We start from the raw sequence: 14,330 nt of genomic DNA on the forward strand, positions 1-14,330 counted from the left end.
CGAATCGCGCAAGAAACGCATCGCATCGTCGCCGCAAAACGCATGAACGAACGCGTGCGGCGACTGTCCGCTCGCGTCCGACGACACGAGTGCGTTACCCTTACGGCTTCGCCCGCAACATTGAAGATTCGAAGAGGAACGAGGTCATGTTCAATTCATCCGCAGCCGCGCACGTGCGCTTTCGCATCGTCCGCTCGCTGCGCGCGCCGCTCGGCGCGCTGACCGTCGCCGCGCTTCTCGCCGCCTGCACGATGCCGACTCATCCCGATTCGGGCGCCCCCGCCCCCGATCCGTTCAACCCCGCGACGATCCAGTTGATCGACGACACGAGCTGGGAGCTCGTCGGCTGGCGCAACGCCGACGGCTCGGCGCGCGACATCCCGCACGGCGACAACGGCGAGCCGATCAAGCTCGCGCTGTCGACCGAAACGGGCGTGCGGCGCGCGGCCGGCTTCTCGGGCTGCAACCGTTACATGGGCACCTACGACGTGAAGAACGGCGTGCTCGCGTTCGGCCCGCTCGCCGGCACGCGGATGGCGTGCGGCGCGCCCGCGCGCGCCGCGCTCGAGCGCGACTACCTCGCCGCGCTCGGCCACATCTCGAAGGCCGGCGTGCAGATGCGCGCCCCGCAGCAACTGATCATCATCACCGACGACGGCGCGACGCTGACGTTCGCGCGACGCGACGGCAAGTAAGCGCCGCGCGGCGCGCGGCGGACGGCCCTGCCGGCGAACCGGACGGCGGGCGCCATCCGCCGGGCCGCGCGCACGACGGCGGCGCGACGGCGCGCCGTTCCTGAAAACATCTTCGTCGACCGGTTAAACTCGACGGCGTCGCGCGTCGCGCCCCGTCCTCCTCCTGTTTCTGAGCATGCAAACGGTAGTCCTCGGCTGGTTCGGCTTTTCGGCCGTCTGGTTCATTCCTCTTTTCTGGCGGCTCGCCAAGGCGTCGCTGCCGGGCGGCGGCGGCCTCGCGGGCCCCGGCTCGATCCGGCTATGGCTCGGCTTCTTCTGCGTGCTGATCGCGAGCTGCACGCTCGCGACCGCGCTGACGGGCGACGCGACGACGAACGCGCTCGGCCACGCGCTCGCGGGCGGCTTCGAGCGCGTGTTCGGCCACGTCGGCACGCCGTTCGCGATGGTCGCGCTGTTCGTCGTCGGGCTGCCGTGGCTCGTCGGCGTCCGCTGGCGGCAGGTGAACACGTGGCTCGACGCATCGTTCGGCATCCGCTTCGCGCGCGAGCGCGGCGACGAGGAATCGCGCGGCGTCGCGGACCTGCCGCGCGCCGCATTGCACCGCGACGACGACCGGCGCGTGCGCCGCGCGGCCGACGTGCAGCCGACGACCGCGCATACGGTCAACCCGATGGCGCCACGGCAGAACGGCCGTTATGCGCGGCCGACGCTCTGGAAGCCGAACGACGCGCAGCGCGGCGACCGGCGCAACGCGCCGGCGGGCGCCGCGGCGCGGGCCGCCGTCGAGCCGGCCGCGCCGGCCGGCTGGCTCAAGCCGGGCGCGCCGTCGCGGGGCGCGGCATCGACTGCGGCAGCGGGAACGGTGACGGCCGGCGTCGCGAAAACGGCCGGCGCCGGCACGTCGACGGCCGCATTCGCAAAGGCTGCCGGCACCGAGCCGGCGAAAACGGCCGGCATCGCCATGCCCGCCGACAACGCGCCGATGACGGTCGATCCGACGCCATCGGCGAGCGGCATGCCGAAGACCGCCGGTCTCGCGATGCCGGGAAGCGGCATCGCGAAAACGCCGCCCCCCGTTTCGGCCACGCCCGCGGCAACCGCCGCCGCGAAGCCTGCCGCCGCGAAGCCTACCGGTGCGGCGATGGCGTCGGGCGGACTGCCGAAGGCGGCGAGCCACGCGGCATCGACGGGCGGGGCAGCCGCCTCGCTCGTTATGCCCGTTGCACCCGGTTCGTCGGCGACGTCGCCCGCCGCGTTCGCGCCGGCTGCGACCGGCGTCGCGAAGCCGATCGGATCGACCGCAGCCGTCGCAGCGATCGGCAAACGCGCGCAAGCGCGCCCGGCCCCGCCCGATCCGCGCTTCGCGCCGCGCCGGCCGGTGACGCAGGCCGCCGTGTCGGCGGCCCGCAATCGGCCGATGACGTTCACGCCGTCGCGGCAGGCAACCGTCGCGGCGCGCGACGGCGCCGCGACGCCCCCGCAACCCGCAGCCCGCGCGCAGACGGCGGCGGCACCCGCCGAGATCGCGCGCAAGCGGCCGGCGGGCCCGGCGCGCGCGCCGCTCTATGCGTGGAACGAGAAGCCTGCGGAACGCATCGCGCCTGCGGCGAGCGTGCACGAGACACTGCGTTCGATCGAGGCCAGCGCCGCGCAATGGACGGCGCTGGCGGGCGCAACGGGCGCAGCCGCAGCACCTGGGACGGCGCGTGAATCGATGATTGCATCGGCTGCGCCGTCGCACGGCGCGGCGGTGACGGCCGCGTCGGGCAGGCACGCGCCGACGACCGCGGAAACGGCCGCCGTCGCGGCCCCTGCGGGCATCGCAACGGTTGCGCCGGCTGACGATGAAATTGCGCCGTGCGTCGCCGACGGCGTCACCTGCGCTGCCGAGGACGGCGTAATCGCTGCCGTCGAATCGACGACGGTATGCGCGGCGCCCGCAGCCGTCGGCTCCGACGCGATCGCCGACGCCGACGCCGACGCTCGCGCGGCTGCGTCGGCCGTCGATCCCGCTTCCAGCGTCGGCATGGGCACATGTGTCGCGCACGGCCGAGAAACGGACATCGCCGTCGAGGCGGCGCTGACGGCGACCGAAGAGGCGCGTCCTGCTAACGCGTCCTTCGCACCCGACGCCGCCGACATGCCGCTGTCGACGGTGAAATCGATGAGCGCCGCCGCCTCGAACGGGAACGAACGGCACCCCGCCGCCGTCCCGGCAGGCGTCGCGCCTGCTTCGCCGTCCGCTGCCGCGACCGCCGCTGATGTCGGCTCACAAGCCGCGGCGATGAACGCCGACGCGATGGATCGCCAGTCGATCGCGACCGCGAGCAACGAGACCGCCCAAGCCGTTGCGCGGCCGGCCGTCGCCGCCGATTCGCGCGCGGCGACGAGCGTGTCGCCCACGGTCGACGACATGCCACGCGCGCTCGCGCCACGGGAGGACGCGAGCGATACCGCCGCTGCGGCCGCTGCCTCCGCGACCACGCAAACCGAATCGCGCATGCATTTGCAATCGCAATCACAATCGCCGCGAGCCGCGACCGCAATCGGCGCGACCGCTTCGCAACCGGCGCCCATCGCGCCGCAATCGAGCGGCGCGGCCGCCCTCCTCCGATCGGGCGACGCCACTGCCCGTCCCACGACGGGCATTCAGCACAGCGAAGCGCAAGCCGCGACGCAAAGCATGACAGCGCCCGCTCCGGACAAGACCGCGGCAGCCGTATCGAACGACTCGAACGTCCAAAGCGCACCTGCTTCGGCCATGTCGCCGGCTGCGCCGGCGACGCCGGGCGCCGCGGCGGCCCCGGTCGTTTCGGCGCCTTCCACGACGCAGACGTCGACAGGCCATGCAGCAGGCGCGATCGGCATCGTCGGCGCGGCATTCGGCATGCTCGACGCGGCCCGCGCGGCGGCCGCGACTGAGCCGGCCGCAACGGCAAGCGCGAACGCCACGACGCCTGCTGTTAGCGCACCCGCGTTCGATCGAGCCGCATCCGGTGCCACTGCCGCGCCGCCGAACGTGCCGAATGCGACGCTGCCCGGCAGCGCCAAGCCAAGCGCGGCCGTATCGAATTCGATCGCGTCGCTCACAGGCGCATCGGCCGTCGCGTCGACCGCGAGCACGCCGGCGATTGCGTCGACAGGTGTCGCAACCTCGGTCGCCTCCACGGCGGACAGCATTTCACCGAGCGTCGCTCCTGCGCTCGCCGCCGCGTCGAATGCGATCGTGTCGCCCGCCGGTGCATCGGCCGCCGCGCCGGACGTTGCGCAAGCCACGCGAGTCGCCGGCGCACCAGGCACACCAGAAACGCCCGCCCCATCGCCCGTCTCCGCCACGTCGACGGCGCCCGCCCCCCAGCCGAACGCCGTCCCCGCCGAGCCCGCCCGCCCGACCCGCCCGCCCGCGCCGAACGCGTTCGAGTTCCACGCGCCCGCCGCGTCGAACGTCGAGCTGCCGACGCTCGACCTGCTCGAGCCCGCCTGCGACACGATCGAGGCGATCTCCGACGAGCATCTCGCGCAAACCGGCCAGATCATCGAGCAGCGCCTGCAGGAGTTCAAGGTGCCGGTGACGGTCGTCGGCGCGTCGGCGGGCCCGGTGATCACGCGCTTCGAGATCGAGCCCGCGCTCGGCGTGCGCGGCAGCCAGATCGTCGGCCTGATGAAGGACCTGTCGCGCGGCCTCGGCCTCACGTCGATCCGCGTCGTCGAGACGATCCCCGGCAAGACCTGCATGGGCCTCGAACTGCCGAACGCCAAGCGCCAGATAATCCGCCTGTCCGAAATTCTCGCGTCGCGCCAATACCAGCACTCGGCATCACAACTCACGATCGCGATGGGCAAGGGCATCACCGGCAACCCGGTCGTCACCGATCTCGCGAAGGCGCCGCACATGCTCGTCGCCGGCACGACGGGCTCGGGCAAGTCGGTCGCGATCAACGCGATGATCCTGTCGCTGCTGTACAAGGCGACGCCCGAGGACGTGCGGCTCATCATGATCGACCCGAAGATGCTCGAGCTGTCGGTCTACGAAGGCATCCCGCATCTGCTCGCGCCCGTCGTCACCGACATGAAGCTCGCCGCGAACGCGCTCACCTGGTGCGTCGGCGAGATGGAGAAGCGCTACCGGCTGATGTCCGCGCTCGGCGTGCGCAACCTCGCGAGCTTCAACCAGAAGATCCGCGACGCCGTCGCGAAGGAAAAGAAGATCGGCAACCCGTTCTCGCTGACGCCCGACGATCCCGAGCCGCTGTCGACGCTGCCCCTCATCGTCGTCGTGATCGACGAGCTCGCCGATCTGATGATGGTCGCCGGCAAGAAGATCGAGGAGCTGATCGCGCGGCTCGCGCAGAAGGCGCGCGCAGCCGGCATCCATCTGATCCTCGCGACGCAGCGCCCGTCCGTCGACGTGATCACGGGCCTCATCAAGGCGAACATTCCGACGCGCGTCGCGTTCCAGGTGTCGTCGAAAATCGACTCGCGCACGATCCTCGACCAGATGGGCGCCGAATCGCTGCTCGGCCAGGGCGACATGCTGTTCCTGCCGCCCGGCACGGGCTACCCGCAGCGCGTGCACGGCGCGTTCGTCGCGGACGAGGAAGTGCACCGGATCGTCGAATACCTGAAGCAGTTCGGCGAGCCGCAGTACGAGGAAGGCATTCTCGACGGGCCGAGCGCGGAAGGCGGCGCACAGGATCTGTTCGGCGAAGCGCCGGACGCGGAAGCCGATCCGCTCTACGACGAGGCCGTCGCGTTCGTCGTGCGCACGCGGCGCGCGTCGATCTCGTCGGTGCAGCGGCAGTTGCGCATCGGCTACAACCGCGCGGCGCGGCTCGTCGAGCAGATGGAAGCGGCCGGCCTCGTATCGCCGATGGGCATCAACGGCAGCCGCGAAGTGCTCGCGCCGCCGCTGGCCGAGTAAGCGCGGCGGGACGCGGCGGCGCGAAGCGCGGCACGGCTTCGATGCCGGGCGGCGCGCCGCCCGGCGTCACCGCACCGGCACGAACGTGAAGTCGACCGGCTTGCCGATCCTGAACTGCGCCGGATTCGGCTCGAGGCGGCCGCTCGCGACATCGCGCCTGAACACGAACACGCTGTCGCTGTCCTGGTTGCCGACGATGAGCCACTTGCCGCTCGGATCGATCGCGAACTCGCGCGGCGTCTTGCCGAGGCTCGACTGCCGGCCGACGAGCTTCAATTTGCCGTCGGCCGCGTTCACCGCGTAGATCACGATGTCGTTCGCGTCGCCGCGATTGGTCGCGTACAGGAAGCGCCCGTCCGGCGACAGATGCAGCGCGCCGCCGCCGACCTTGCCCGCGAAGCCCGGCGCCGTCATCGGCACGGTCTCGACGTGCGCGAGCCGGCCGTCGTCGTAGCGGTACACGCCGACCGACGCGTTCAGCTCGTTGGTCACGTAAGCGAACCGCCCGCTTGCGCCGAACACGAGATGGCGTGGGCCCGAGCCCGCCTTCACGAGCGTGTAGCGCGACTCGGTCGGGCCGATGAGGCCGCGGCCGCCGTCCGGCGCGTAGCGGTACGAGTAGAGCTTGTCCGCGCCGAGGTTCTGCACGAACAGGTACTTGCCGTCCGGCGAGAACACGGTCGAATGGACATGCGCGCCGTCCTGCCGCCCCGTCACCGGGCCCGTGCCCTCGTGATGCACGTTCAGCACCGCTGCGCCGAGCGCGCCCGTCGCCTCGACCGGAAACACCGAGAAGCTGCCGCCCGGATCGGACGCGACCGAATAGTTCGCCGCGACGAGATAGCGCCCGTCCGGCGACAGGCTCAGGTAGCACGGATCGTTCCCTTGCGCCGACACGCGGTTGACGAACTGGAGGGCGCCCGTCTTCGCGTCGAAGGCGAATGCGCTGACGCCGCCGCGCACGCTCGCGGGGCCGGCGTCGCCCGGCAGTTCGTTGACCGCGTACACGCGGCGGCCGTCGCGGCTCGCGACGAGGTACGACGGGTTCTCGGCCTTCGCCGACGACACGGGCGTCGCGCGGCCCGAGTCGGTATCGAAGCGATACACGTAGATGCCGTCGCTGCCCGCGCCCGTATAGGTGCCGACGAGCAGGTTGTACACGCCGCCCGCGGGGCCGCCGCTCGCATCCTGCGCGAACGAGGGATTGCCGAAAAGCGGCAGCGCGAGCGCGAAACCTTTCATCCAGTGACTCAGCCTAAGCGGGAAAGCGAACGACGAAGGCGCGTGAGCGCGTCGGGTCATCGGAACCTCCTTGCATCGATCCGTCTCAAGTGATGTGATGTTGCGAAGCGCGGGCCCTTCGAACGCCCGCGCCGCGCAGTCCGCCGAGTATACGGGCCCGTGCGCGCCGCCGTACAGCGCGGCGCGAAAATGCCCGGATCGTGAACGACAAGGATTGCTGGAGGATCGCCGCCCATGCCCGCCCTCATCGAAGACTACGCCCTCGTCGGCGACGGCCACACGGCCGCGCTGATCTCCCGGGACGGCTCGGTCGACTGGCTGTGCTGGCCCCGTTTCGATTCCGGCGCGTGCTTCGCCGCGCTCGTCGGCACGCCGGAGCACGGCCGCTGGCTCGTCGCGCCCGCCGACGACGTGCGCGTGAGCGCGACGTCGCGCCGCTACCGCGGCGACACGCTGATCCTCGAAACCGACTACGAGAACGACGCCGGCGCCGTCACGGTGATCGACTTCATGCCGCCCGGCAGCGGCTGGTCGGAACTCGTGCGGATCGTCGTCGGCCGGCGCGGCGAGATGAAGATGCAGATGCAGCTCGTGTTGCGTTTCGACTACGGCTTCTCGGTCCCGTGGGTCACGCGGCTGCCGCGCGAGGCGGGCGTGAAGGCGATCGCCGGCCCGGATACGGTCGTGCTGCGCACGCCCGTGCCGCTGTCGGGCGAGAACCTGCATACGGTCGCCGAATTCACGGTGAAGGCGGACGAGCGCGTGCCGTTCTCGCTGTCCTACGCGCCGTCGCACCTGCGGCTGCCGCCCGCGCGCGAGCCGCTGTCGATGCTCGCGCGCACCGAGAACCATTGGCTCGAATGGTCGGCGCGGTGCCCGTTGCGCGGCCGCTACGCGGCCGCCGTGCGCCGCTCGCTGATCACGCTGAAGGCGCTCGCGTACGAGCCGACGGGCGGCATCGTCGCCGCGCCGACGACGTCGCTGCCCGAGCAGTTGGGCGGCACCCGCAACTGGGACTACCGCTACTGCTGGCTGCGCGACGCGACGATCACGCTGCTCGCGTTGATGCGCGGCGGCTACTACGACGAGGCGCGCGCGTGGCGCACGTGGCTCGGCCGCGTGATGGCCGGCTCGCCCGAGCAGATCCAGATCATGTACGGAATTGCGGGCGAGCGGCGCCTGCCCGAGATGGAGCTCCACTGGCTGCCGGGCTACCACGATTCGCGCCCGGTGCGCATCGGCAACAACGCGGCGAACCAGTTGCAGCTCGACGTGTTCGGCGAAGTGATGGCCGCGCTGCACGTTGCGCGTGTGGGCGGCCTGCAGGCGGACGACACGGTCTGGTCGGTCCAGACGACGCTGCTCGCGCACCTCGAGAAGATCTGGCGCGAGCCGGATGAAGGCATCTGGGAGACGCGCGGCGGCCGCCGGCACTTCACGTTCTCGAAGGTGATGGCGTGGGTCGCGTTCGATCGCGCGATCAAGTCGGCCGAGATGTTCCGGCTGCCCGCGCCGCTCGAGCGCTGGCGCGCGGTGCGCGACGAGATCCACGCGGACGTCTGCGCGAACGGCTGGAATCCGCGGCTGCGCGCGTTCACGCAGAGCTACGGCAGCGACGCGCTCGACGCGAGCGTGCTGATGCTGCCGCTCGTCGGCTTCCTGCCGCCCACCGATTCGCGCGTCTCGGACACCGTCGCCGCGATCGAGCGTGGCCTGATGCGCGACGGCCTCGTGCTGCGCTACCACACGAGCGAATACGACGACGGCCTGCCGCCCGGCGAAGGCACGTTTCTCGCATGCAGCTTCTGGCTCGTCGACAATCTCGCGCTCCTCGGCCGCATCGACGATGCGCACGCGCTGTTCCGCCGCCTGCTGTCGCTCACCAACGACCTCGGCCTGCTTGCCGAGGAATACGATCCCGTGACGCGTCGCCAGGTAGGGAATTTCCCGCAGGCGTTCTCGCACGTCGGGCTCGTGCACACCGCGTTCAACCTGATGCATCATGAAGAGGAAATGCTGCGCGCGGCCGGCCAGCCTACGGCGGCGGACGCCGTCGCCGGACGCTAGCGCCGAACCACGTTTGCGCGACAAACGTAAGACAAGGTCAGATGTCGAAGCAACGCTCGGAAATGCGGGTATGCTGCGTTGCGACACCCCTGAATGTCCGATATGATCAGTCGCGACTGATTCGATCCGACGAGTGAATCGGTCCGATTGCTGACTGACACGGCACGCCGCGGCGCCCCGCGCCGCCTTCGCGCACCGTTCTCCCATCGGGAGCTCGCATGCTTTACCAATTGCACGAATTCCAGCGGGCGATGCTGAGCCCGCTGACCGCCTGGGCGCAAGCCGCCTCCAAATCGTTCGCGAATCCGTCGAGCCCGCTTTCGCTCGTGCCGGGCGCGACGCGCCTCGCGGCGGGCTACGAATTGCTGTACCGGCTCGGCAAGGATTACGAGAAGCCGGAGTTCGCGATTCACCAGATCGTCAAGGACGGGCACAACATTCCGATCGTCGAGCAGACGATCATCGAGAAGCCGTTCTGCCGGCTGCTGCGCTTCAAGCGCTACGCGGACGATTCGGGCGCCGTCGGGCAACTGAAGGACGAGCCCGTCGTGCTCGTGTGCGCGCCGCTGTCGGGCCACCACGCGACGCTTTTGCGCGACACGGTCCGCACGCTGCTGCAAGATCACAAGGTCTACATCACCGACTGGATCGACGCGCGGATGGTGCCCGCCGAAGTCGGCCCGTTCCATCTCGACGACTACGTCGACTACATCCAGGAATTCATCCGACATATCGGCGCGCGCAACCTGCACGTGATCTCGGTGTGCCAGCCGACCGTGCCCGTGCTCGCGGCGATCTCGCTGATGGCGAGCCGCGGCGAGGACACGCCGCTCACGATGACGATGATGGGCGGCCCGATCGACGCGCGCAAGAGCCCGACGTCGGTGAATTCGCTCGCGACGAACCGCTCGCATTCATGGTTCGAGAACAACGTGATCCACACGGTGCCGGCGAACTATCCGGGCGAAGGCCGCAAGGTCTATCCGGGCTTCCTGCAGCACACGGGCTTCGTCGCGATGAATCCGGAGCGCCACGCGCAATCGCACTGGGACTTCTACCAGAGCCTGTTGCGCGGCGACGAGGAAGACGCCGAAGCGCACCGCCGCTTCTACGACGAATACAACGCGGTGCTCGACATGGCGGCCGAATACTATCTGGACACGATCCGCATCGTGTTCCAGGAGTTCCGCCTCGCCGAAGGCACGTGGGACATCCACGGCGAGCGCGTGAAGCCGGCCGACATCCATTCGAGTGCGCTGATGACGATCGAAGGCGAGCTCGACGACATCTCGGGCAGCGGCCAGACGCACGTCGCGCACGAGCTTTGCACGGGCATCCCGCAGGCGCACCGCCGCAGTCTCACCGCCGAGAAGTGCGGCCACTTCGGCATTTTCTCGGGCCGCCGCTGGCGCACGATCATCTATCCGCAACTGCGCGACTTCATCCGCGAGCATGCGTCGCAGCCGAAGAAGCCGACGCCGCGGGCCGGCTCCACGTCGACTTCGCCTTCCACGCCGAGCCGGTCGACGGCGGGCAGCGAAACGATAAGCGCCGCGCCCGCGAAGGCGGCCGCGCTCAGGCTGACGGCCGCGAAGCGCCCCGCCGCGAAAACCCGTGCGGCGAAGCCGGCCGCCGCCAAGCGCGCCGCGACGAAAGCCGCATTGCCGCGCGCGCGCAAGGTCGCCTGACGCGCGCGCCCGTCCGGCTCAGCGCCTCAACAGAAACGCTAGCAGCAACTCGGTGTTCATCTTGATCATCTCGGTGCGCTCGTGCTGCGCGCTGAAATCGCGGCCGAAGATCGCGGCGAGCGTGAAGCGGTTCGACACCATGTAGTAGCCGAGCCCCGACAGCGTCACGTAGAACCGCAGCGAATCGATGTCCGTGCGGAAGAGCCCCGCCTTCTGGCCGCGATCGAGCACGCCGTCGAGCGTCTTGACGATCGGCGAGATCATCTCGCGAATGCGCGTCGATTTCTGCAGATAGCGCGCCTCGTGCAGGTTCTCGTTGTTGAGCAGGCGCAGCAGATCGGGATGATCGCGGTAGTAGTCCCACACGAAATGCGCGAGCCGCGTGATCGCTTCGACGGGCGCGACGCCTTCGAGATCGATCGCCCGCTCGGCCTCCATCAGCGCGGAAAACGCATATTCGAGCACCGCGGTGAACAATTGCTCCTTGCTGCCGAAGTAGTAATAGAGCATGCGCTCGTTGGTTTCGGCGCGGCGCGCGATCTGATCGACTCGCGCACCGAACAGCCCCCCTGTCGCGAATTCTTCGGCCGCCGCGAGCAGGATCCGGCGCCGGGTTCCCTCTGGGTCTCTTTTGATTTTTGGCTGATTCATAGTGGCGTTTTGCTATGTGAGCCGCGTAATCCGGCTCGCGCCGCCGGCGATCGACGCGGGGCCTGCGGCGATCGCCGGCGGCGTGAACGGGCGCGCCATCGTTAAGGGACACCCTGCTATAGTCACGCAAAAAAGCGTTTTGATTATGGCACATGCGTTGTTAAGCGCAATGCGAAAAATCGGCGATAATTGTTGTTTTCAGAAATATCCGGGCCGCGTTCGAACGCCCGGCCGCCGCGCCGGCCCACGTCGTCACTGTGACCGATTCCAAGACCCTCGCCGATCGCATCGAAGATCTGCTTCCCCAGACGCAATGCACGAAGTGCGGCTACGACGGCTGCCGTCCGTACGCGGAGGCAATCGCGGCCGGCACCGCCGGCTATGATCAATGCCCGCCAGGCGGCGCCGAGGGCGTCGCGCGGCTCGCGAAACTGCTCGGCAAGCCCGTGATACCGCTCAATCCGGAGCACGGCGTCGAGCGTGCGCGCCCCGTCGCGTTCATCGACGAGCAGCTTTGCATCGGCTGCACGCTGTGCATGCAGGCGTGCCCCGTCGACGCGATCGTCGGGGCGCCGAAGCAAATGCATACGATCGTCGCCGAACTCTGCACCGGCTGCGACCTGTGCGTGCCGCCGTGCCCCGTCGACTGCATCGCGATGATACCCGTGACGGGCGAGCAGACCGGCTGGGACGCGTGGTCGCAACAGCAGGCCGACGCCGCGCGCGCGCGGCACGATGCGCGCCTCGCGCGTCAGAAGCGCGAGCGCGAAGCAGCCGAGGCGCGGGCGGCGGCCCGCCGCGCGGCAAGCGCCGCCGCGGCGGCCACCGCCCCCACCACCGCCCCCACCACCGCCCCTGCCGCCGAGCCCGCGGCGCCGGCCGACGACGATCCGCAAGCGAAGAAGCGTGCGATCATTGCAGCGGCGCTCGAACGCGCGCGCAAGAAGAAGGAAGAACTCGCCGCCCAGGGCGCGGGGCCGAAGAACACCGAAGGCGTCAGCGCCGCGGTGCAGGCGCAGATCGACGCGGCCGAAGCGCGGCGGCGCCGTCTCGCCGGGCAGCGCGACGCGGCCGGCAAGCCCGATCGCGAAGACGACGCGCCGCCGATCTCGAAACCGAAACCGTGACCGCATGAACGCCAACAAACGACGCGCGATCTTCGAAACGCTGCAAAGCCTCAACCCACATCCGACGACCGAGCTCGAATACACGACGCCGTTCGAGTTGCTGATCGCGGTGATGCTGTCGGCGCAGGCGACCGACGTGTCGGTCAACAAGGCGATGCGCAAGATGTTCCCGGTGGCGAACACACCGAAGAGGATCGTCGCGCTCGGCGAGGAAGGCGTCGCCGACTACATCAGGACGATCGGTCTCTACCGGACGAAGGCGAAGAACGTCGTCGCGGCGAGCCGGATCCTGCTCGAGCGCTACGATGGCGAAGTGCCCGCCGACCGCGAGGCGCTCGAGAGCCTGCCGGGCGTCGGCCGCAAGACCGCGAACGTCGTGCTGAACACCGCGTTCGGCCAGCCGACGATCGCCGTCGACACGCACATCTTCCGCGTCGCGAACCGCACGGGCCTCGCGCCCGGCAAGGACGTGCGCGCGGTCGAAGCGGCGCTCGAGAAGTTCACGCCGAAGGAATTCCTGCACGATGCCCATCATTGGCTGATCCTGCACGGACGCTACGTGTGCAAGGCGCGCAAGCCCGAATGCTGGCACTGCGCGATCGAGCCGCTTTGCGAGTACAAGCCGAAGACGCCTGCGCCCGTGCAGTGACGGGGGCGGGTCGCGTGCGCTGCGGCGCGCGGCGGGCGCGGATCGCTTCGGGCATCCGCGGGCCCGCCGGACCGGACCCGCGATTGCTGCAAAGCGGCACGTTCATCGCACGTTCGCGTTCCGCGTTCCGCATTTCGCGTTCCGATCGGCGAAGCCGGCCGCGGGCCGCACCCGATCCCGGCCGACACCTCCCACTACCCGCCCCGCGAGCCTCACGCGCTCGCGATCGTCGTCGGCTCCGCGTGGTCGGCCGGCGTGCCCGCGCGCACGAGCCACAGCACCGCCGCGAGGATCGCGACGCCGCCCGCCCATTGCAGCGGCGTCAGCGTCTCGCCGAACAGCGCGGCGGCCAGCGCGACCGTCACGACGGGCTCGAGCGTCGACAGCATCGACGTGCGGGCCGCGCCGAGCCGCGCGAGGCCGGCGAAGAACGCGAGCATCGCGGCGACGGTCGACACGAGCGCGATCGCGACGAGCGCGGCCCAGCCGGACGCCGCGCGCGGCCAGTGCGGCGGCGCGCCGAACGCCGCCGTGCGTGCGAGCGCGAGCACGATGAGCATCGCCGCCGCGGCGCAACAAATGATCGCGACGGTCGCGAGCGGATCGACGCCGCGCGCCGCCTTCGCGCCGACGACGATGTACAGCGAATAGACCACCGCCGCGCCGAGCGCGAGCGCGATGCCGAGCGGCTCGCCGCGACCGCCGCCCACCATCAGCGCCGAGCCGGCGACGCACAGCGCGAGCGCGACCGCCTTCGCGCGCGTGAGCCGCTCGCCGAGCCACCAGGCGGCGAGCAGCGTGACGAACGCCGGATACAGATAGAGCAGCAGCGCGACGAGGCTCGCCTGCGCATGTTGCAGCGCGCTGAAATAGCACAGCGACTGTCCGACGTAGCCGAGCGCGCCCATGCAGACGATCGCGGCAAGCGCACGGCCGCGCGGCCAGCGCACGCGCCGCCTCCGCGCGACGGCGGCGAGCAGCGCGCCCGCGATCGAGAAGCGGACGATCAAGAGGCCGAGCACGTCGGCGCCGCCCGCGTATGCGTAGCGACCGAAGATCGCCATCGCGCCGAACGCGGCGGCCGACAACGCGACGTACAGCGCGCCGCGTCGCGCGGCGCAAGAGGTTCCGGCGGTCAAGGCCATGGCTCGTGCGAGTAGTGAAAGCGCTCGATTCTAACGAGCTTCGAATGGCCGCATAAGCGGTGTTTATGCCGAATCCGTTGCGGACCGCGATGCGTGCCGTGACGGATCTCGCGTCGAACGGTGAGCGGTGAGCGTGCCGCGCGCC

General features: G+C 70.1%; 9 protein-coding genes. 6 read left to right on the plus strand and 3 right to left on the minus strand.

What is annotated here, in order from left to right; genetic code table 11:
* The first annotated feature begins 146 nt into the window (after nt 1–146).
* Both AQ610_RS13565 and AQ610_RS37360 read left to right on the plus strand, forming a co-directional pair.
* Nucleotides 147–695 (plus strand): META domain-containing protein, encoded by a 549-nt coding sequence (locus AQ610_RS13565; RefSeq protein ID WP_006025015.1) that lies wholly within the window; start codon nt 147–149, stop codon nt 693–695.
* A 175-nt stretch (nt 696–870) separates the two neighbouring features.
* Nucleotides 871–5,616 carry a DNA translocase FtsK gene (locus tag AQ610_RS37360; RefSeq protein WP_006025014.1) on the plus strand — a complete coding sequence of 1,582 codons (4,746 nt, stop codon included), beginning with the start codon at nt 871–873 and terminating at the stop codon, nt 5,614–5,616.
* Nucleotides 5,617–5,682: 66 nt separating this feature from the next.
* On the opposite strand, the gene AQ610_RS13575 is transcribed toward AQ610_RS37360, so the two are convergent.
* On the minus strand, nt 5,683–6,858 hold the full coding sequence (locus tag AQ610_RS13575) for a lactonase family protein (protein WP_006025013.1): 1,176 nt from the start codon (nt 6,856–6,858) through the stop codon (nt 5,683–5,685).
* 234 nt (nt 6,859–7,092) lie between these two features.
* On the opposite strand from AQ610_RS13575, the gene AQ610_RS13580 reads away from it, so the two are divergent.
* Nucleotides 7,093–8,925, plus strand: a complete 1,833-nt coding sequence (locus tag AQ610_RS13580) for a glycoside hydrolase family 15 protein (RefSeq protein ID WP_006025012.1) — start codon at nt 7,093–7,095, stop codon at nt 8,923–8,925.
* Nucleotides 8,926–9,143: 218 nt separating this feature from the next.
* Nucleotides 9,144–10,613 (plus strand): polyhydroxyalkanoate depolymerase, encoded by a 1,470-nt coding sequence (locus AQ610_RS13585; RefSeq protein ID WP_009911705.1) that lies wholly within the window; start codon nt 9,144–9,146, stop codon nt 10,611–10,613.
* Between the two features lie 18 nt (nt 10,614–10,631).
* Here AQ610_RS13585 and bspR read toward each other — a convergent pair whose 3' ends face one another.
* Nucleotides 10,632–11,264 carry a T3SS transcriptional regulator BspR gene (bspR, locus tag AQ610_RS13590; RefSeq protein WP_006025009.1) on the minus strand — a complete coding sequence of 211 codons (633 nt, stop codon included), beginning with the start codon at nt 11,262–11,264 and terminating at the stop codon, nt 10,632–10,634.
* Nucleotides 11,265–11,521: 257 nt separating this feature from the next.
* On the opposite strand from bspR, the gene rsxB reads away from it, so the two are divergent.
* Together rsxB and nth are read left to right on the plus strand one after the other, a co-directional pair.
* On the plus strand, nt 11,522–12,391 hold the full coding sequence (gene rsxB, locus AQ610_RS13595) for an electron transport complex subunit RsxB (RefSeq protein ID WP_059213570.1): 870 nt from the start codon (nt 11,522–11,524) through the stop codon (nt 12,389–12,391).
* 4 nt (nt 12,392–12,395) lie between these two features.
* A complete protein-coding gene (gene nth / locus AQ610_RS13600; RefSeq protein WP_006025007.1) occupies nt 12,396–13,040 on the plus strand; it encodes an endonuclease III in 645 nt (214 codons plus the stop codon).
* A 212-nt stretch (nt 13,041–13,252) separates the two neighbouring features.
* Here nth and AQ610_RS13605 read toward each other — a convergent pair whose 3' ends face one another.
* Entirely contained in the window at nt 13,253–14,185 is a 933-nt protein-coding gene (locus AQ610_RS13605; protein ID WP_043282090.1) for a DMT family transporter, read from the minus strand.
* Nucleotides 14,186–14,330 lie beyond the last annotated feature (145 nt).

The sequence above is a fragment of the Burkholderia humptydooensis genome, from assembly GCF_001513745.1.
GTDB lineage: Bacteria > Pseudomonadota > Gammaproteobacteria > Burkholderiales > Burkholderiaceae > Burkholderia > Burkholderia humptydooensis.

What these genes read in the sequence shown, in the direction of transcription:
- AQ610_RS37360 (WP_006025014.1), top strand. Translation starts at nt 871, where the DNA reads ATGCAAACGGTAGTCCTCGGCTGGTTCGGCTTTTCGGCCGTCTGGTTC.
- AQ610_RS13565 (WP_006025015.1), top strand. Translation starts at nt 147, where the DNA reads ATGTTCAATTCATCCGCAGCCGCGCACGTGCGCTTTCGCATCGTCCGC.
- AQ610_RS13605 (WP_043282090.1), bottom strand. Translation starts at nt 14,185, where the DNA reads ATGGCCTTGACCGCCGGAACCTCTTGCGCCGCGCGACGCGGCGCGCTG.
- bspR (WP_006025009.1), bottom strand. Translation starts at nt 11,264, where the DNA reads ATGAATCAGCCAAAAATCAAAAGAGACCCAGAGGGAACCCGGCGCCGG.
- AQ610_RS13580 (WP_006025012.1), top strand. Translation starts at nt 7,093, where the DNA reads ATGCCCGCCCTCATCGAAGACTACGCCCTCGTCGGCGACGGCCACACG.
- nth (WP_006025007.1), top strand. Translation starts at nt 12,396, where the DNA reads ATGAACGCCAACAAACGACGCGCGATCTTCGAAACGCTGCAAAGCCTC.
- AQ610_RS13585 (WP_009911705.1), top strand. Translation starts at nt 9,144, where the DNA reads ATGCTTTACCAATTGCACGAATTCCAGCGGGCGATGCTGAGCCCGCTG.
- AQ610_RS13575 (WP_006025013.1), bottom strand. Translation starts at nt 6,858, where the DNA reads ATGAAAGGTTTCGCGCTCGCGCTGCCGCTTTTCGGCAATCCCTCGTTC.